The sequence below is a fragment of the Frondihabitans australicus genome (assembly GCF_003634555.1).
Classification (GTDB): Bacteria; Actinomycetota; Actinomycetes; order Actinomycetales; family Microbacteriaceae; genus Frondihabitans; species Frondihabitans australicus.
The window spans coordinates 3,471,108-3,488,153 of sequence record NZ_RBKS01000001.1 but is presented as its reverse complement, the minus strand read 5'-3'; the positions used below and the strand labels follow the sequence as shown (position 1 = coordinate 3,488,153).

Annotated in this window: 14 protein-coding genes; 9 read left to right on the top strand and 5 right to left on the bottom strand. The window is 70.3% G+C overall.

Annotation, left to right across the window (positions count from 1 at the left end):
* Nucleotides 1–63: 63 nt before the first annotated feature.
* Entirely contained in the window at nt 64–555 is a 492-nt protein-coding gene (locus C8E83_RS16655) for a MarR family winged helix-turn-helix transcriptional regulator (RefSeq protein WP_170159978.1), read from the top strand.
* 74 nt (nt 556–629) lie between these two features.
* Nucleotides 630–1,136 (top strand): mycothiol transferase, encoded by a 507-nt coding sequence (locus tag C8E83_RS16650; RefSeq protein WP_121371218.1) that lies wholly within the window; start codon nt 630–632, stop codon nt 1,134–1,136.
* A 51-nt stretch (nt 1,137–1,187) separates the two neighbouring features.
* Here C8E83_RS16650 and C8E83_RS16645 read toward each other — a convergent pair whose 3' ends face one another.
* The 4 genes from C8E83_RS16645 to C8E83_RS16630 form a co-directional block, all read right to left on the bottom strand.
* Nucleotides 1,188–2,687, bottom strand: a complete 1,500-nt coding sequence (locus tag C8E83_RS16645) for a peptidase M16 family protein (protein ID WP_121371217.1) — start codon at nt 2,685–2,687, stop codon at nt 1,188–1,190.
* A 44-nt stretch (nt 2,688–2,731) separates the two neighbouring features.
* Complete coding sequence (locus C8E83_RS16640; RefSeq protein WP_121371216.1) at nt 2,732–4,912, bottom strand: DEAD/DEAH box helicase; 2,181 nt, start codon at nt 4,910–4,912, stop codon at nt 2,732–2,734.
* 216 nt (nt 4,913–5,128) lie between these two features.
* Nucleotides 5,129–8,260 (bottom strand): efflux RND transporter permease subunit, encoded by a 3,132-nt coding sequence (locus C8E83_RS16635; RefSeq protein WP_121371215.1) that lies wholly within the window; start codon nt 8,258–8,260, stop codon nt 5,129–5,131.
* Between the two features lie 89 nt (nt 8,261–8,349).
* The gene (locus C8E83_RS16630) at nt 8,350–9,090 is read right to left on the bottom strand and encodes a MerR family transcriptional regulator (RefSeq protein WP_121371214.1); all 741 of its coding nucleotides are present in this window, start codon (nt 9,088–9,090) and stop codon (nt 8,350–8,352) included.
* Between the two features lie 100 nt (nt 9,091–9,190).
* Here C8E83_RS16630 and C8E83_RS16625 point away from each other — a divergent pair, with 100 nt between their 5' ends.
* The 6 genes from C8E83_RS16625 (at nt 9,191) to C8E83_RS16605 (ending at nt 14,556) form a co-directional block, all read left to right on the top strand.
* A complete protein-coding gene (locus C8E83_RS16625) occupies nt 9,191–11,335 on the top strand; it encodes an APC family permease (protein WP_121371213.1) in 2,145 nt (714 codons plus the stop codon).
* A gap of 83 nt (nt 11,336–11,418) precedes the next feature.
* Entirely contained in the window at nt 11,419–12,588 is a 1,170-nt protein-coding gene (gene wecB / locus C8E83_RS16620; protein ID WP_121371212.1) for a non-hydrolyzing UDP-N-acetylglucosamine 2-epimerase, read from the top strand.
* Nucleotides 12,585–13,352, top strand: coding sequence for a class E sortase (locus C8E83_RS16615; RefSeq protein WP_121371211.1), 768 nt, complete (start codon nt 12,585–12,587; stop codon nt 13,350–13,352). The genes wecB and C8E83_RS16615 overlap by 4 nt, the downstream gene beginning before the upstream one ends.
* The gene (locus tag C8E83_RS19635; protein ID WP_170159795.1) at nt 13,349–13,516 is read left to right on the top strand and encodes a hypothetical protein; all 168 of its coding nucleotides are present in this window, start codon (nt 13,349–13,351) and stop codon (nt 13,514–13,516) included. The genes C8E83_RS16615 and C8E83_RS19635 overlap by 4 nt, the downstream gene beginning before the upstream one ends.
* A gap of 99 nt (nt 13,517–13,615) precedes the next feature.
* Complete coding sequence (locus tag C8E83_RS16610) at nt 13,616–14,083, top strand: hypothetical protein (protein ID WP_121371210.1); 468 nt, start codon at nt 13,616–13,618, stop codon at nt 14,081–14,083.
* An 11-nt stretch (nt 14,084–14,094) separates the two neighbouring features.
* Nucleotides 14,095–14,556 (top strand): hypothetical protein, encoded by a 462-nt coding sequence (locus C8E83_RS16605; RefSeq protein WP_121371209.1) that lies wholly within the window; start codon nt 14,095–14,097, stop codon nt 14,554–14,556.
* Here C8E83_RS16605 and C8E83_RS16600 read toward each other — a convergent pair.
* A complete protein-coding gene (locus C8E83_RS16600; RefSeq protein ID WP_121371208.1) occupies nt 14,486–15,565 on the bottom strand; it encodes a LacI family DNA-binding transcriptional regulator in 1,080 nt (359 codons plus the stop codon). The two genes, C8E83_RS16605 and C8E83_RS16600, sit on opposite strands and share 71 nt — an antisense overlap.
* Nucleotides 15,566–15,740: 175 nt before the next feature.
* On the opposite strand from C8E83_RS16600, the gene C8E83_RS16595 reads away from it, so the two are divergent.
* A complete protein-coding gene (locus C8E83_RS16595; RefSeq protein ID WP_121371207.1) occupies nt 15,741–17,015 on the top strand; it encodes a sugar ABC transporter substrate-binding protein in 1,275 nt (424 codons plus the stop codon).
* Nucleotides 17,016–17,046 lie beyond the last annotated feature (31 nt).

The window sequence follows — 17,046 nt, the reverse complement described above, 5'->3', positions numbered from 1 at the left end:
GCGGATCAGGCGGGAGCTGCCCCCACGTCCCGACCGAACCACGACCCACCCGGAGCCCCCACCATGACCACCAGCGCGGCACCGCTCCCCGCGGCCCCCCTCGCCTCCGACGCAGGACTCACCGACCTGCTCCAGGCCTTCCGACAGATGCAGCTGCAGCACGGCCGCGTCATCGTGCACGAGAGCGAAGCGCTCTCGATGGGCGCGACCGACATCCGCGCACTGTTCTTCATCGCGTCGGGCAACTCCGACGGCGCGACGCCGAAGCAGGTCGCGGAGTTCCTCGAGCTCTCGACCGGCGCCACCACCAGCCTCGTCGACCGACTGGTCAACGCCGGCACCCTCGTCCGCCAGGCCCACCCGACCGACCGCCGCAGCGTCGTGCTGCACGTCACCGAGGCCGGGCAGGACGCAGTGCGCCACGTGGCCGACGTCTACCGCTGTGCTCTCTCGACCGCGATCCCCGAGTCGGCCTACACCGAGATGGCCGCGCTGTTCCGGTCGATCGCGCTGGCGCTGACCGAGGGGTCGGGCTGCTTCTCGACCGAGAAGTGAGTCGGCGAGCGGGGTCTCGGCGATCCTGCGCCCCCGCCTGAACGACCGTCGGAGGCAGGGCATAGCGTGAGGCCATGACGCCGACCGACCTGCTCACCGACTCGTTCAGCCGCATCCCCGCGATCATCGACCGCGCGACCGACGGCCTCGACGCCACGGCGCTGGCGACCCCGCCGGCACCGGGCGCGAACACGATCGCCTGGCTCGCCTGGCACACCGCTCGCGGGCAGGACGTCCAGATCGCCGCCCTCGAGGGTCGCGAGCAGACCTGGACTCTCGACGACTGGCACGGCCGCTTCGACCTGCCGTTCGGGCCGGACGAGATGGGCTACGGCATGAGCCCCGCCGACGTCGAGAAGGTCGTCGCTCCCGCGTCTCTGCTCAACGGCTACCTCGCCGGGGTGACCCAGCGCACGCTCGACTACCTCTCGGTGGTCTCGGCCGACGACCTCGACGACATCGTCGACACGGCCTGGAACCCACCCGTCACCCGCGGCGCCCGCCTCGTCTCGATCGTCAACGACTGTCTTCAGCACGCCGGCCAGGCCTCGTACGTGCGCGGGCTGCTCGATCGGGCGTAGTCGCCGCGCCAGTGCGCCTCCCCGGCGCTTCCGGGCGCAGGAGCCGCGGGCTCAGACCGCAGGGAACTCCCGCACCAGCTCGGCCGGCACCGCCTTCCGCAGGGCTTTGACGAAGCGCTGACCGTTCTTCCAGCGCTTCACAGTGAAGGGCAACCATCGACCCGCGCCGTCCACCAAAACGAGAGTGCCGTTCGGTCGCTCGCCGACCAGGATCAGGTCGTCGAACTCGACGGCGGCGTAGCTATCGTCTTCGTATCGGTGCAGGAGTGCCGAGTCGGTGATGACCGCCTCGGCATCCGGCAGGCCCTTGATCTTCTTCTTGGTGAAGACGACGGCGTCACCCTTCACCGCCTTCTTCCAGAGCTTCTCGGACACGGGCTGGAGGAGCCGGAAGGGGTCGATCGGCAGCGAGAGGCCCTTCGCGACCTTGGCCATCGTCTTCTCGTCGGCGTCGTCGTCGAAGGCGACGAGCAGCGAAGGCATCGCCGCCGCGACCGCCGCGGCGACCGTCTCGGGGGTCAGTGCGAGCGCGAGTCCGAGGGTCTCGTCTCGGGAGTCCGCCGAGAACCCTCGCAGACTGAGCGTCGCCTCGCCGACGAGCGAGTCGCGCACCGACGCGGGGTCGCTCGCCAGCTCCAGCCGGGCGAATTCCACCGCGAGGGTCACCGCGGCGGGCGACACCCCGTCGTCGGCGATGTCCTGGAGACCGAGCACCAGGGCCCGCACGGTCTCGGGCAGGTCGTCCCGGCGCGGCGACACGTCGAACGACAGCGCGGCCGTGGCCTCATCGACGCGCGCCGTGGCGACGCTGACGTCGTACGCGAGCCCGGCCTGGTCGACCAGACGTTCGCGGAGGCCGAACTTGATGGCGTCGGCGAGTGCCTCGGCTCCTGCGGCCGGAACGACGAGCGAGGCGCAGACGTCGAGGTTCTCGGAGGCCACCAGGGTGGGCGTCTCGAGGATCTGCACGGCGTCACCCCGGGTCGGCACCGGCCCGGTCGGGAGGTCGAGGTCGAAGGAGGCGGTGAGCGGCTTCGTCAGCACGACGGCCGTGTTCTCGGCGACGAGGCGTGAGGCGGCCCAACGAGCGATGTCCTTCTTGCTCGTCGCGGCGATGCCGGGGAAGCCGAAGCCGGTACGACCGAGCTCGCCGAGGCCGTAGCGGAAGGTGAAGACGTCGACGCCGGGATGGCGGTACTCGCCCGGCTCCTCCACCTCCAGCAGCCTCTTCGCCCGCCCCAGCTCGTACGCGGTGACGCTGCCGAGGGCCAGCACGGCGTCGGCGATCGCGCGAAAATGCGCGACCACCTGCGCCGTCGTGCCCGAGGCCTCGAAGGTGATCGAGTTCGCGTCGAGACGGGCGCGCGACGGAATCAGCCGCGGCTCGAGCGCCGCCTCGATGAGGTGGAGCGCGAGGTGCGCCATCCCGGCCGTGGCGACGGGCTCGTCACGGGTGCCGACGCCGAAGACCACGGCCCCGTAGGTGCGCCCGGGGACATTGGCAGTGCGCGTGAGAATTCCGCTGGGTGTCGTCGAAGTCACGATCTGCATGGGGCACAGTGTGCACCACGCAGGTGAACCGGCGGAGGCCGAGGCTAGGCGCCGGCGATCTCCGCGATCAACCGATCACCCGGACGCACCTGCTCCATCGGCGCCGAGATCTCGGCGCGACCGAGCAGCTCGCCCATCTTGCGCTGGCGCTGACGCGTGATCAGCGTGACGACGGTGCCCTCCTTGCCGGCGCGGCCGGTGCGGCCGGCGCGGTGCAGGTAGGTCTTGTACTCCTCGGGCATGTCGGCCTGGATCACGAGCGAGATGTCGTCGACGTGGATTCCGCGCGCGGCAACGTCGGTGGCGACGAGCACGTTGACGCGGCCCGAGGTCAGCTGCTGCAGATTCCGCGTGCGGCGCCCCTGGTTCAGGTCGCCGTGGAGGCTCGTGGTCGGGATCCCGGCGTCGCCGAGCTCCTCGGCGAGCTGCTCGGCGAACGCGCGGGTGCGGGCGAAGACGAGCGTCTTGCCCTCGCCCGACGCGAGCTCTTCGATCACGCGCACCTTGTCGCGCTGCTCGATGAGAAGCACGCGGTGGTCGATCGTGGCCGACGCCTGGTCTTCACCGGCGACCTCGTGCACTGCGGGCTTCACCAGGAATTCGTCGACGAGCTTCGCGACACCCCGGTCGAGCGTGGCGCTGAAGAGGAGCTTCTGCGCGCGGTCGCCCGCGGGGGTGAGCTGCGCCGTCTCGCGGATGATCCGCTGCACCGGCTCGAGGAACCCGAGGTCGCACATGTGGTCGGCCTCATCGAGCACCGTGACGACGACCTCCGAGAGGTCGAGGCGCCCCTGTTCGACGAGGTCCTCGATGCGGCCCGGGGTTCCGATGACGATGTCGACGCCGCGGCTGAGCGCACCGACCTGGCGACCCTGGGGCACGCCGCCGTAGATCTGGGTGGTGAAGAGCCCGACCGAGCGGGCGATCGGCTGCACCGTGCGGTCGATCTGCAGCGCCAGCTCGCGGGTCGGCGCGAGGATTAGCGCGCGCGGCGCACGCCCCATGGCGCGCTTCTTGCCACCGCCGTTCTCCATGAGCTTCTCGACCAGCGGAGCGCCGAAGGCGATGGTCTTGCCCGAGCCCGTGCGGCCACGGCCGAGCACGTCGCGCCCGGCGAGCACGTCGGGGATCGTCGCGGCCTGGATCGGGAACGGCGTCTCGGCGCCCATGGCCTGAAGCTGCCTCGTGATGTTGTCGCCGAGGCCCAGGTCGCCCCACGTGGTGCCCTCGACCTCGGCCGCGGTCACCATCTCGGCCTGGAGCTTCTCGAGCTTGACGTCGGCCTCAGGGGCCCAGGAGCTCGCCTCATCGCGCGCCGGGTAGAAGTCGCTGCGGCTCTGACCGCCGCGCTGCTCGCGTCCGGAGCCGCGCCGGTCGTCGCCCGTGAACCCGCCGCGGGAAGGACGACGCTCGTCGCTCCCGAACCCTCCGCGGGAAGGCCGCTCGTCGCGGTCGAAGCCGCCGCGCGCCGGCCGCTCGTCGCGGCTGAAGCGCGACCGGCGGTCGTCGCGGTCGAAGCGCCCCGGGCGCTCGTCGCGCGCCGGGCGGCGGTCGTCGCGGTCGAAGCCGCCGCGTGAGCCGCGGTCGTCGCGGGCGGGTCGGTCGTGGCGGGCGGGGCGGCCGGAGCCGTAGTCGTCGCGGCGCACGAACGGCGCGCGCCCCTCGGTGCGGGGCGCGCGGTCACGGTCGTCGCGACGGTCGTAGCCGCCGCGGTCGCCGCGGTCGGCACCGCGGGCGGGGCGCTCGTCGCGGAAGCGGTCGTCGCCGCCGCGAGCCGGACGCTCGTCACGGCGTCCGCCGCCGAAGCGCGAGCCGCGGTCGTCGCGGTCGTAGCCACCTCGGGCCGGGCGGTCGTCACGGTCGTACCGCGAGCCGCGGTCGTTGCCGCCGCGCGCGCCGTTACGGGCGTCACGGTCGTCGCGGCCGCCGCCGAAGCGCGAGTTCGAGCCGCCGGGCGTGCGGGGCTCCCAGTTGGGGCGGCCCGAGGTGCGGTCGTCGCGGTCGTAGCGTCGGCCGCCGGGGCGGTCCGCCTGCTCCTGCGCCCTGGAGGCGTTGCGCTCGGCGGTCTCCCACCGGTTCTTCTTGGGCTGGTCGGCCTCGGGGCGGTAGCCGCGGTGCTTCGGGCTCTTCGAGCCGGGCTTGCGGCCGGCGGCCTGACCGCGGGCGGCCTGGCCGGTGGCGGGGCGCCCGGGGCGCGACGAATTGCTCTTGTTGAAGGGAGACATGATTCTCTCTGGGTTCGTAGATGCGGTGCGAAAAGAAAGCACCCGGGCGCCATTGGCCAGGGACCGACGCGGCGATGATCGCCGCCGTTTTCGTCACGACCGTTCGTCGTGATTCCGGCCCCTGAGACGTACAAAACCCATCCGCAGCACTCTGCGGTGTCTCGAGCCGACCAGCCTACGTTACACGAGCGCCTCGCCCGGCGACACCCCCCTCCGCTACTGGCGCGACGGCAGAGCCTGCGCCGACAGCGCGCCGTCCGCGGACGCACGCCTCGCCGCCCGCCGCTCGAGCGCCCCGAACACCCAGGCGTACAGGGCCGGCAGCACGATCAGCGTCAGCACTGTCGACGACAGCAGGCCGCCGATCACGACGATGGCGAGCGGCTGCGAGATGAACGACGAGTGGCCGGTGAGGCCGAGCGCGAGCGGCGTCAGCGCGAAGATCGTCGCGAGGGCGGTCATGAGGATCGGCCGGAGCCTCCGCGAGGCCCCCTCGACCAGCGCATCGTGCACCGACAGCCCGTTGCGCCGGTACTGGTTGACGAGGTCGATGAGCACGATCGCGTTCGTGACCACGATCCCGACGAGCATGAGAACGCCGATCAGCGACGGGACCCCGAGCGGGATGTTCGCCCCGACCTGCAGCAGAATCGCGCCGGTCGCCGCGAACGGGATCGACACGAGCAGCAGCAGCGGCTGCAGCAGGCTCTTGAACGTCGCCACCATCACGATGTAGACGACCAGGATCGCCACGATCAGCGCGATCCCGAGATCCTGGAACGCCGTCGTCTGCTGCGACGTCACGCCGCCGATCGCCGCGGACGCGCCCCGGGGCAGCGACACCCCGGCGAGCGCCTTCGACACCTGCGAGTTCGCGGCCGACAGGTCGTTCGACGCCGGCGTGATGGTGATCGTCGCGCTCCGCACCGCGTTCTCGGTCGTGATCGACGCGGGCCCGTTCGTCTGCGTGACGGTGGCGACCTTGGAGAGCGGGATGACGCCGCGCGCGGTCGGGATCGTCAGGTCCTTGAGCGCCGACAGCGTCGTCGGCGGCGAGGTCGGCGTCGTGTAGATGTCGACGGTGGCGCCGCTGATCTCGAGCGACCCGACGTCGGTGGGCTGCACCTCCTGCGACACGAGCCCGCCGACCTCGATCTCGCTGAGCCCGTACGACGCCGCCGCGACGCGATCGACCGAGATGCCGATCAGCGGCTGCGCCTTCGACAGGTTGCTCGTCACGCCCGCCGCCGACGGGATGCCCTGCATCGCCTTCTCGACCCGGTTCGCCGCCGTGGTCAGCGTCGAGGCGTCGTTCGCGGTGACGTCGACCTCGATGTCGTTGCTCGACCCGAACCCGCTCGAGGGCTCGACGGTGATGTCCCCCGCACCGCGAAGCGCGTCCATCTTCGACCGGATCGTCGCGGTCAGGGCGTCCTGGTCGGCGTTCTCGTCGGTGGTGATCTGGTAGGTGACGGTCGAGTCGTCGCCGCCACCGAGGAACGCCGCGAACGAGTTGCCGCTCGACCCGATGGTCAACTGCACGGTCTGCACCTGCTTCACCGACTCCAGGGCGGTCTCGACCTTCTTCGCGGCGTCGGACTGCGCGGTGAGCGACGTGCCCGCAGGCAGCTTCTGCGAGATCGACAGCGTGTTCTGCCCCGACGACCCGAGGAAGTTGGTCGTCAGCAGCGTGGCGGCGGCACCCGACCCCGCGAGCACGAGCACCGCGAACAGCAGAGTCAGCTTCTTGAACTTCAGGGTCCAGCTCAGGATCGGCAGGTACCCCCGGCGCAACCGCTCCCCACCCCGTGCCACCTCGCCGCCCGAGACCGGGGAGGCCTCCACGTGGCGATGCTCCTTGCCCGCCCGCATGAACCAATACGACAGCACCGGCACGATCGTCAGCGAGACGAACAGCGACCCGAGCAGGGCGATGACGACGGTGAGCGCGAACGGCCGGAACAGCTCGCCGACCTCGCTCTGCACGAAGGCGAGCGGCAGGAAGACGACGACGGTGGTGAGCGTCGACGCCGTGACGGCCGAGGCGACCTCGCGGACGGCGGCCGTGATCGCCTGCACCCGGGGCACCCCGGGCACGAGATGCCTCTTGATGTTCTCGGTGACGACGATGGAGTCGTCGACGACGCGGCCGACGGCGATCGTGAGCGCACCGAGGGTGAGGATGTTGATCGTGTAGCCGGTGGCGAGCAGGCCGATGAACGTGATGAGCACGCTCGTCGGGATGCTGATCGCGGTGACGATCGTCGAGCGGAAAGAGAAGAGGAACAGGAAGATCACGATCACGGCGAAGAGGAGACCCAGGCCGCCCTCGGTCGCGAGCGACGTGATCGACTGCTGGATGAACGGCGCCTGGTCGAAGACGACGGTCATCTTCACGCCGTCGTTCAGGTTCGACAGCAGCGAGGGGATGTCGTTCCGGATCGTCTTCGAGACGTCGACCGTGTTGGAGTCCTGCGTCTTGGTGACGGCGATCGTGAGGGCGTCCTTGCCGTTCACCCGCGAGATCGAGGTCACCGGCGCGCTCGTCAGCTTCACCGTCGCGACGTCCTTGATGGCGGTCGCCACGGCCGCGCCGGTGACGGGCGACTTGGCTCCGACCAGCGGGAGATTCTCGACCTGCGTGACGCTGGTCAGCCGCGACCCCGACTGGATCGACAGCGTCTTGCCGTTCTGAGTGATCTGCCCGCCGGGCACGAGGGTGCCGTTGTCGTCGAGGGCGTCCTTAATGGCACTCGTCGACAGTCCCACCGCCGCGAGCTTCGAGGCGTCGGGCTGGATCGTGACGCGCTGCCCGGCGTCGCCGTAGACGGTCGCCTGATTCACGCCGTCGAGCTTCTGCAGCGCCGGAACGGTGATGTTGTTCAGGTCGTCGACGAGCTTCTGCTTGTCGCTCGGCCCGCCCGTCACCGCGATCTCGACCACCGGCAGGTCGCTGAGATCGCCCGCCACGACCTGCGTCTGCACCGAGTCGGGCAGCGTCGTGGCGTCGATCGCCTGCTGGATCTTCTCCTCGGCCTGCGGGATGTCGGTGCCGTAGTCGAACGACGCCTGGATCGTCGACGTCGAGGTCTGCGAGGTCGCCGTGGTCGTCTGCAGCCCCGGGATCACCTGGATCGCCTTCTCGATCGGCGACGACACCGAGTCGCTCACCACCTGGGGCGACGCGCCCGGGTAGCTGGTCACGATCGCGACCTGCGGCAGGGTGATGTCGGGGATCAGCTCCTGCTTCAGCGACGTCAGAGCGTAGCCGCCGAAGATCGCGACGACGATCGTGATCAGCGCGATGAGCGCGCGGTTGCGGAGGCTGAAGATCGAGAGGAAGTGCACAAGCGCTCCGGTGTGGTGGGGTGATGGGCGCGGGTTGGCTCAATCGAACACCACCCGCGCCGTGAGTCGGCTGATGCCGGAGCCCGGAGCTACTCCAGTTCGTCGCGGGCGAACGAGGCCAGGGCGTCCCTGACGTAGCCGGTCGCAGGAGCATAGGCGCTCGCGAACCGCGGGTCGCTCACGTACATCTCGGCGAGGCCCTCGAACTCGGCGGCGGTCGGCCGACGCCCGCCCCACGCGGCCGACACCCAGTCCAGCTGCCGCCGGGCGAGAGATCGCGCCTCGGGCGACGCCGGGTCGACTCCTTCGTCGGCGAGCGCCGCGAACCCCGCGGCGATCGCGCGCTGCTCGGCCCGGTGCGCCTCGCGTCCGTCGTCGCCGAGCGCCTCCCACCAGTCCGACGAGGCCCTCTGGCGGTCCGCGCCCCAGCGCTCGCGCACCTCTCCCTCGAACCGGGTGTGGTCGAACCCGTCGAACATCTTCTCGGCCATGGCCTCTTCTCCTTCTCTCCAGGCGCCGAGGGTGTGGTCCACCGATGCGATCATGCGGTCCAGGCGCTCCCGCTCCCCCTCGAGGAGGGAGCGGTGCGTCTCGAGGGCCGAGACGCGGTCGCCGGGGTGCTCCAGGATCCTGCGGACCTCGTCCAGCCCCACCCCGAGATCGCGGAGCAGCAGGATCCGCTGAAGCCTGCCCAGCGATGCGTCGTCGTAGACCCGGTAGCCGTTCCGCTCCGACCGCAGGGCCGGCAGGAGCCCGACCTGGTCGTAGTGCCGCAGCGTGCGACTCGAGACTCCCGCGATCCGCGCGACCTCCTGAATGCCGTACTCCATGGCCACGACGCTAAACGTTGACGCCGCGTCAAGGTCAAGCACCCGTGGAGAAAAGACAGCGAAGACCCCGACAACTGGGGGAATACCGCGCAGGGCCGCGATGTTGACACGTCCTCGTCAGGGCGTAGGCTCGTCCGTCGTGACAAACGACGTACGGTCGCCGAAACGGTGGCTGATCGGCGAGCCGCTGTCGTCGGAGAAGCTCGAGCACCAGCTCCTCCCGAAGCACCTCGCCCTCCCCATCTTCGCGAGCGACCCGCTGAGCTCCGTGGCCTACGCGCCGCAGGAGATGCTGATGATCCTGCTCATCGGCGGACTCGGCTTCCTGACGCTCGCCCCGTGGGTGGCCACGGCGGTCGTCGTGCTGCTCATCGTCGTCGTGCTGTCGTACCGGCAGCTCGTGAAGGCCTACCCGTCCGGCGGCGGCGACTACGAGGTCGCGCGCACGAACCTCGGCGAGAAGGCCGGCCTCGTCGTCGCGTCGGCGCTCCTGGTCGACTACGTCATGACGGTCGCGGTGTCGATCGCGTCCGGCGTCGACAACATCATCTCCGCCGTGCCCGAGCTCAACGAGTTCCGCGTCGAGATGGCGATCTTCTTCGTGATCCTGCTGGCCGGAGTGAACCTCCGCGGCGTCCGCGAGTCCGGCAAGGCGTTCGCCGTGCCGACCTATCTCTTCATCGCCAGCGTGTTCGTCATGGTCGTCGTCGGCCTCCTCCGCACGGCCGCCGGCCACGCCCCGGTCGCCGAGAGCGCGTCGTACACGGTGCAGGGCGACAACGTGGCTCACGCCGCGTTCGTCCTGCTGATCCTGCGCGCCTTCGCCTCGGGCTGCTCGGCGCTCACCGGCGTCGAGGCCATCGCGAACGGCGTGCCCGCCTTCCGGTTCCCGAAGGTCAAGAACGCGCAGAAGACCCTGGCGCTCATGGGCGGCACGGCGATCGTGCTGTTCGCCGGTCTCACCACGGTGTCGCTCATCGCGAAGGTGCACTACGCCGAGTCGTCGTGCGACCTCGTCGGGCTGAAGAACTGCGCCACGGCCGTGCAGCCGAGCCTCATCTCGCAGGTCGCGACGGCGGTGTTCGGCGCCGACAGCATCCCGTTCTTCCTGATCCAGGCCGTGACGGCCGCAGTGCTCCTCCTCGCCGCGAACACCGCGTTCAACGGCTTCCCCCTCCTCGGCTCGATCCTCGCCCGCGACACGTACGCGCCGAAAGCCCTCAACAGCCGCGGCGACCGGCTCATCTACTCGAACGGCGTGATCGCCCTCGCGGTGATCGCCAGCGTGATCCTGCTCATCTTCCGCGCCAACGTCACTCAGCTGATCCAGCTGTACATCATCGGCGTCTTCGTCTCGTTCACGCTCGGGCAGTCGGGCATGGTCCGGCACTGGATCCGCCTGCTCCGCGATCCCGAGACGACCGGCCGCGGCCAGATCAAGCGGTCGCTCGTGATCAACCTGTTCGGGGCGATCCTCACCTTCACGGTGCTCATCGTCGTGACGATCACGAAGTTCACGCACGGCGCCTGGATCGTCTTCGTCGTCATGCCGATCCTGTGGCTGCTCATGCTCGGCGTGAACCGCTACTACCGCGACGTCGAGGTCGAGGTCGAGGTCGACGCCACGACGACCTTCGGCGCCTCGGGCGACCACGCGATCGTCCTCGTCGGCAAGATGCAGAAGCCGGTGCTCAAGGCCATCGACTACGCGATCGCGGCCCGCCACGACACGCTCGAGGCGATCCACGTCTCCGTCGAGCCGGAGGCGACCGAGAAGCTCCAGGCCCAGTGGGACGCCATGAACATCGACGTGCCCCTCATCATCATCCCGTCGCCGTACCGCGACGTCGCCGTGCCGGTCATCAAGTACATCAAGGCCCACCGCGAAGAGTTCGGGGCCGAGGTCGTCACCGTCTACACCCCGATCTACATCGTCGGCCACTGGTGGGAGGCGATCCTGCACAACCACCGCTCGCGCCGTATCCGGCAGAAGCTGATGCTCGCCCACGGCGTCACCGTCGCGCTCGTGCCGTGGCTGCTCGACTCGTCCGAGCTGCTCTACGGACGACGCTCGCGCACGTGGGCGTTCCCGGGCCAAGCGCGCAGCGGCGAGCCCCGCCGACCCGAGATGCCGGTCAAGCGAGGGGCGCAGGATCGCGAAGTCGGCGCGGCCGCACGCTCCACGGCCCGCAACAGCGCGTCCGCCCCCTCCAAGAAAGGCCAGGACGAGGGCAGTCTGCGGTAAGAGCCAGACTGTTATATTTCACATCTTGATTGAATGTGATATTTATGTGACGATATGAGACGTCACCCCCGAAAGGACGTCTCATGAATCCGAAGCACCCCGTCACCTCCCCGTCGAAGGACGTCGCCGTCGTCTTCGGCACGCGCCCCGAGATCATCAAGCTCGCGCCCGTCATCGCCCTGCTCGGCGACCGTGCCCGCACCATCCACACAGGTCAGCACTATGACGCCGAGCTCTCCGGCCAGTTCCTCACCCAGCTCGGCATCGGCGAGCCCGACGAGATCCTCTCGGGCGTCGGCGGGGCCACGCGCGGTCAGCAGATCGCAACGGCTCTGCTCGCGCTCACCGCCTCGTTCGAGCGCGACCGCCCGGCCGTCGTCATCGTCCAGGGCGACACCAACGCCGTGTCGGCCGGCGCGCAGGCCGCCAACTACCTTGGCATCCCGGTGATCCACGTCGAGGCCGGCCTCCGCTCGTACGACCGCGCCATGCCCGAAGAGCTCAACCGCGTCGTCACCGGCGCGCTCAGCGACGTCCACTGCGCGGCCACACCGCACAACGCGGTCAACCTCGAGGGCGAGGGCGTCGACCCGGCACGCGTGATCGTCACCGGCAACACCATCGTCGAGGCGACCCTGGCCTCGCTCGCCCACCCGCTCGACTCCGGCTCGGCGATCCCTGCGCCGGCCGGCCGCTACGTCGTCGCCACCACCCACCGGCCCGAGAACACAGACACCGCCGAGGCGCTGACGCGCGTGCTCGAAGGCCTCCGCGGCATCGAGGCGGAGGTCGTGCTGCTCCTGCACCCCCGCACCCGCGCCGCGATCGAGCGCTTCGGCCTCGAGCACCTGCTCTCCGGCCTCACGGTGCTCCCGTCGCCGGGCCACGCCGCGTTCCTCCGGCTCGCGGCCGACGCGTCGCTCCTCGTGTCCGACTCCGGCGGCGTGCAAGAGGAGTGCACCGTCCTGGGCGTCCCCCTCCTGGTGGTCCGGCGCTCGACCGAGCGACCCGAGTCGGTCGACTCCGGCCACGCGCGCCTCATCACCCCCGACCTCGACATCGCCGAGGCCGCCAACGCCGTCCTCCGCGGGTTCGCGGGCGATCTGCCGCAGGGCTCGCCCTACGGCGACGGCACCGCGGCCCGACAGATCGCCGACATCGCGACCGACATCGCCGAGGGGCTCGATCCGCTCGACGCGGTCTCCGCCACGCGCGGCCGGGTCGCCGCCGGCCGCTACACCCTGGCGTCTTGACTCAGCGCGGCCGCCGCGCCAGGCGGTCCCGCCGCTCGGCGAGCGCGGTCCTCGCCGGGCTCCTCGCCGAGCTCCTCCTCCTCGGCGGCAGCGGCATCGGCCTCTACGTCCTCTGGAGCACCTGGTACACCGACGTCACGGGCGTCGCCGCCCAGAACGCGATCGTCGAGCAGCTCCGGCTGCCCGAGACGAAGCCGGGCGGTGCCGAGCGCCCCGCGACCGACACCGACATCCCTGTTCTGGCCGAGCCCCAAGGGCTCGCGGACGTGTTCGGCACGATGCGCATCCCCCGATTCGGCGCCGACTACGAACGCCCGATCGGCGAGGGCATCGACCGCCAGAAGGTCCTGAACACGATCGGCCTCGGCCATTACGAGGGCACGGCGATGCCCGGCGGCGTCGGCAACTTCGCCGTCGCCGGCCACCGGGTCACCTACGGCAAGCCGCTCAATCAGATCGCAGAGCTGAAGACCGGCGACCCGATCGTGGTCCGGGCGACCGACAAGGCCGCAGGATTCGACGTCTGGTACGTCTACGAGGTCACCGACGCCGAGATCGTCACGCCCGACCACGTCGAGACCATCGCTCCCGTTCCGAACAGGCCGGGCGTCTCCCCGAGCGGGAACGATCGCTGGCTGACCCTCACGGCCTGCCACCCGATGTGGTCCGCCGCCGAGCGCTACGTCGTCCACGCGAAGCTCACCGCCTGGATGAACGCGAAAGACGGCACCCCGAAAGAACTCTCGAAAGGCGCACGCCCATGATCGTCTCGCTCCTCTGGCGCCTCCTGCCGGGCCCGGTCTGGTTCCGCCTGCTCCTGATGCTCGCCCTCGCGGCGGCCGCCGTCTGGGCTCTGTTCGACATCGTCTTCCCGTGGATCGCCTCCGATCTGCTGCCGTCGCCCGACGGGTCGATCGAGTCTTCCTGAGAGACCTTGTCTTCTTTATCTATATCTGAAATACTGTGTATGCACGGCCGAACGGCTGTTTCGCGAGTCACACGAACCCCCACAACCCCGGAGTCCCGCATGACCACGACCACTCTTCTCGACAGCCCCCTCAGCGGCAGCTGGGTCTTCGACAGCGCCCGCGCGCCCCAGGGCCACAACGCCCGCCGCCGGGCCGTCGTCGGCGACGAGTTCACCGTCGCCGTCGCCACGCTCGAACTGCAGCAGCTCTGCTCCGACCTGGTGCGCGACGGCGCCGCTCTCGCGCCGATCGACGCGTGCGGCCACAACGCCGCATGCCGGCTCCTCGCCGCGATCGAGGCGCTGTGCGCTCAGACGGCCACCGAGTCGCCGGTCGCTCTCGAGACCGTCCGCGACTTCTTCTGCGACGACAACCTTCGCGCGCGTCGCATCCTGCTCGACGAGGGCCGCCTCCGTCGCGCGGTCGACGCGCTGGATGCGGCCGCCGCCGACGCGAATCCGGCCGCCTACGAGTCGCTTCTGCGCCGCGCGCTGCGCCTGCTCTCGGCCCCGCTCCTCCCCGCCTGAGGCGAGCCGCAGTGCACCCGACACTCGCCGCGCCGCGTCGCGCACTCGACCACCGGGTTCGCCTCCTGGTCTCCGAACCCGGCCAGATCGGCGCCCTCGTCGTCGCCGTCACCGTGTGGCGCCTCTCCGGGAGCCCGTGGCTCGGCTGGGCGGCCTGCTTCGGCTCGATCGCTCTGCTGGTCGCTCACGCGACGCGTCGCCTGCCCCACCAGACCGGCTCGGTCGACCTCCGTCGCCGACTGACGCGGGCGGAGCTCCTCTCACCCGCCATGCTCCGCCTCTACGCGATCGCGGCCGGAATCGCCGGCATCATCGCCACAGCACCGCTGCACTTCTGGAGCGTGCCGATCCTCGCCGGGGCGATCATGCTGAGCGCCGCGACCGTGTTCGCCGCGAGCGCGCTCAGCGCCAGACGACCGCCGGCCGGAGGAGACGATGGCGGGGGTCGCCCGGGCCCTCGGGGTCGCCGATGACGGCCGCCGAGTCGGGGTCCGGCTGCTCCTGCGCCCCGGGGCCGTCGGTCGACTCGAGCAGGAGGTCGAGGGCCGCCGCCGCGACCTGTTCGAGCGGCTGCTCGACACTCGGCAGCCCGACCGCCGACGCGACCGGGGTGTTGTCGTAGCCGACGATCGGCACCGACGAGCCGAGCACCATGAGGGCGCCGAGGGCCAGCGAGTCGCTCGCGCAGACGACCCCGTCGACGACGGCTCCGGTCGCCAGGAGACCTCGGATGGCGTCCGAGCCCTGGGCGACGCCGTCCTCGCTGCGCAGCTCGAGCTGGTCGAGCTCCCCCGCGGAGAGCCCCGGCCCCAGCCCCTCGGTCTCCATGGTCTCGCGCCAGCCGCGGCAGCGCTCGTCGCCCGTTCCCGACGGCGACGGCCAGCCGAGGTAGGCGATCCGCCGGGCGTCGAGCTCGATCAGCGCGCGCGTGGCCTCGGCGAGACCGTGCCGCCCGTCGACGTCGACCCAGCGATGCGCGGCGTCGTCGATGTCGTCGACGCCCCACGGCCGACCGAACGTGACGAACGGGGCGTCGTTGTCGATCAGCCAGTCGATGCGGGGGTCGTCGTAGGTCGTCGAGGTGAGCACAAAGCCGTCGACGTCCGCGCCGTCGAGCAGGCGCTCGAACTGCCGGATCTCATCGGCGGGGTCACGAGCGGTGAACAGCAGGATCCTCAGGCCCCTCGCGTCGGCCCGCTCGGTGAGGGCATGCAGGAAGCGGTCGAGCACTGCTCCCGAGATGCCGTTCGTCACGGGGTCGAGGCGGATGCCGATGGTGGAGGACTTGCGGGTGCGGAGGCGCCGGGCGGAGGCGTGCGGGCGGTAGCCGAGCTCCTGGATCGCCCTCTCGACCCTCTCGCGGGTTGCGGCCTTGACGATGCCGGGGGCGTTGAGGACGTTCGACACGGTCTGCCGGGAGACCCCGGCGGCGCTGGCGACGTCGTGGACGGTGGGCTGGCGCGAGAGTGCTCCACGCGTCATGAGCCCCACCTCCTCGTGCCCGGATCACGATCCTGAGCGTGTCCGGTACGTTACCCGACCCCGGTTGACACTTCGGCGGGCCGCGCCCTACAGTCTTGCTCAGAAAGTTTGATCGTTCAAATTCTGGCGACGAACCGACACGCAGCGCAGCGCGCACCACCTCAGGGAGACCCACATGCAACGACGCACACCTCGAACGGCCCGGCGCCTCTTCGCCGCCGGCGCCCTCGCGACGGCCACGGCCCTCGCCCTCACCGCCTGCGGCTCGGGCTTCTCGAGCTCCTCGTCGACGAGCGGCGCCTTGTCGAAAGACCTCACGCACAAGAACACCGCCCTGAGCGTGCTCATCGGCTCGTCCGGCCCCGCCGAGACGAAGGCCGTCACGAACGCGGTGGCCGACTGGTCGAAGTCGTCGGGCACGAAGGCCAGCGTCACCGCGGCCAACAACCTCGACCAGCAGCTCGCGCAGGGCTTCGCGTCGGGCAAGCCCGCCGACGTTTTCTACGTCGCCTCGAGCGCCGTCGCGGGCTACGCGAAGGCCGGCGACCTCCTCGCCTACGGCGACCAGCTGCCGAACAAGAGCGACTTCTACCCCACGCTGGTGAAGAGCTTCACCGTCGGCAGCACCTTCTACTGCGCGCCGAAGGACGTCTCGACCCTCGCCCTCGTGATCAACACGAAGATGTGGTCGGAGGCAGGCCTCACGTCGAAGGACTACCCGACCACCTGGGCGCAGCTCAAGACGGTCGCCGCGAAGCTCACCACCAAGCAGCACGCGGGTCTCGTCATGAGCCCGCAGTACGAGCGCCTCGGCGCCTTCATGCAGGAGGCCGGCGGCACCATCACCAACAGCGCCGGCACTGAGGCGACGATCGACTCGAAGCAGAACGCGGCGGGCCTCACCTACGTGCAGGACCTCCTCAAGTCCGGCAGCGCCCAGTTCTCGACCGATCAGGGCACAGGATGGGGCGGAGAGTCGTTCGGCAAGGGCCTCGCCGCCATGACCGTCGAGGGCAACTGGATCACCGGCGCCATGCAGACCGACTACCCGAACATCGACTACAAGGTCGTCGAGATGCCGGCCGGCCCGTCGGGCAAGAGCACGATGCAGTTCACCAACTGCTGGGGCATCGCGAAAGACTCCCCCAACCAGAAGGCAGCTCTCGCGCTCGTCGAGAAGCTGACGAGCAAGTCCGACCAGCTGAGCTTCTCCAAGCAGTTCGGCGTGATGCCGTCCATCCAGTCGGCGGCGACCGAGTGGAAGCAGCAGAACCCGGCGCTCGTCCCGTTCCTGAACTCCGTGAGCTTCGCCAAGGGCGTCCCGAACCAGGACGGCTCGGCCGACGTGGTGACCGCCTTCGACTCGAAGCTCGCGTCGCTCAAGACCGAGAACCCCAGCGATCTCCTGTCGACGTTCCAGAAGAACTTCCAGGCGATCCTGCAGAAGTGACCCTCGCGGGGCCCGCGCCTCGCGGGCCCCG

Bases quoted from the DNA above. Each gene is read 5' to 3' on its own strand.
- C8E83_RS16645 (WP_121371217.1), bottom strand. From the start codon at position 2,687: ATGCAGATCGTGACTTCGACGACACCCAGCGGAATTCTCACGCGCACT.
- C8E83_RS16595 (WP_121371207.1), top strand. From the start codon at position 15,741: ATGCAACGACGCACACCTCGAACGGCCCGGCGCCTCTTCGCCGCCGGC.
- C8E83_RS16650 (WP_121371218.1), top strand. From the start codon at position 630: ATGACGCCGACCGACCTGCTCACCGACTCGTTCAGCCGCATCCCCGCG.
- C8E83_RS16600 (WP_121371208.1), bottom strand. From the start codon at position 15,565: ATGACGCGTGGAGCACTCTCGCGCCAGCCCACCGTCCACGACGTCGCC.
- C8E83_RS16625 (WP_121371213.1), top strand. From the start codon at position 9,191: ATGTTGACACGTCCTCGTCAGGGCGTAGGCTCGTCCGTCGTGACAAAC.
- C8E83_RS19635 (WP_170159795.1), top strand. From the start codon at position 13,349: ATGATCGTCTCGCTCCTCTGGCGCCTCCTGCCGGGCCCGGTCTGGTTC.
- C8E83_RS16640 (WP_121371216.1), bottom strand. From the start codon at position 4,912: ATGTCTCCCTTCAACAAGAGCAATTCGTCGCGCCCCGGGCGCCCCGCC.
- wecB (WP_121371212.1), top strand. From the start codon at position 11,419: ATGAATCCGAAGCACCCCGTCACCTCCCCGTCGAAGGACGTCGCCGTC.
- C8E83_RS16610 (WP_121371210.1), top strand. From the start codon at position 13,616: ATGACCACGACCACTCTTCTCGACAGCCCCCTCAGCGGCAGCTGGGTC.
- C8E83_RS16630 (WP_121371214.1), bottom strand. From the start codon at position 9,090: ATGGAGTACGGCATTCAGGAGGTCGCGCGGATCGCGGGAGTCTCGAGT.
- C8E83_RS16655 (WP_170159978.1), top strand. From the start codon at position 64: ATGACCACCAGCGCGGCACCGCTCCCCGCGGCCCCCCTCGCCTCCGAC.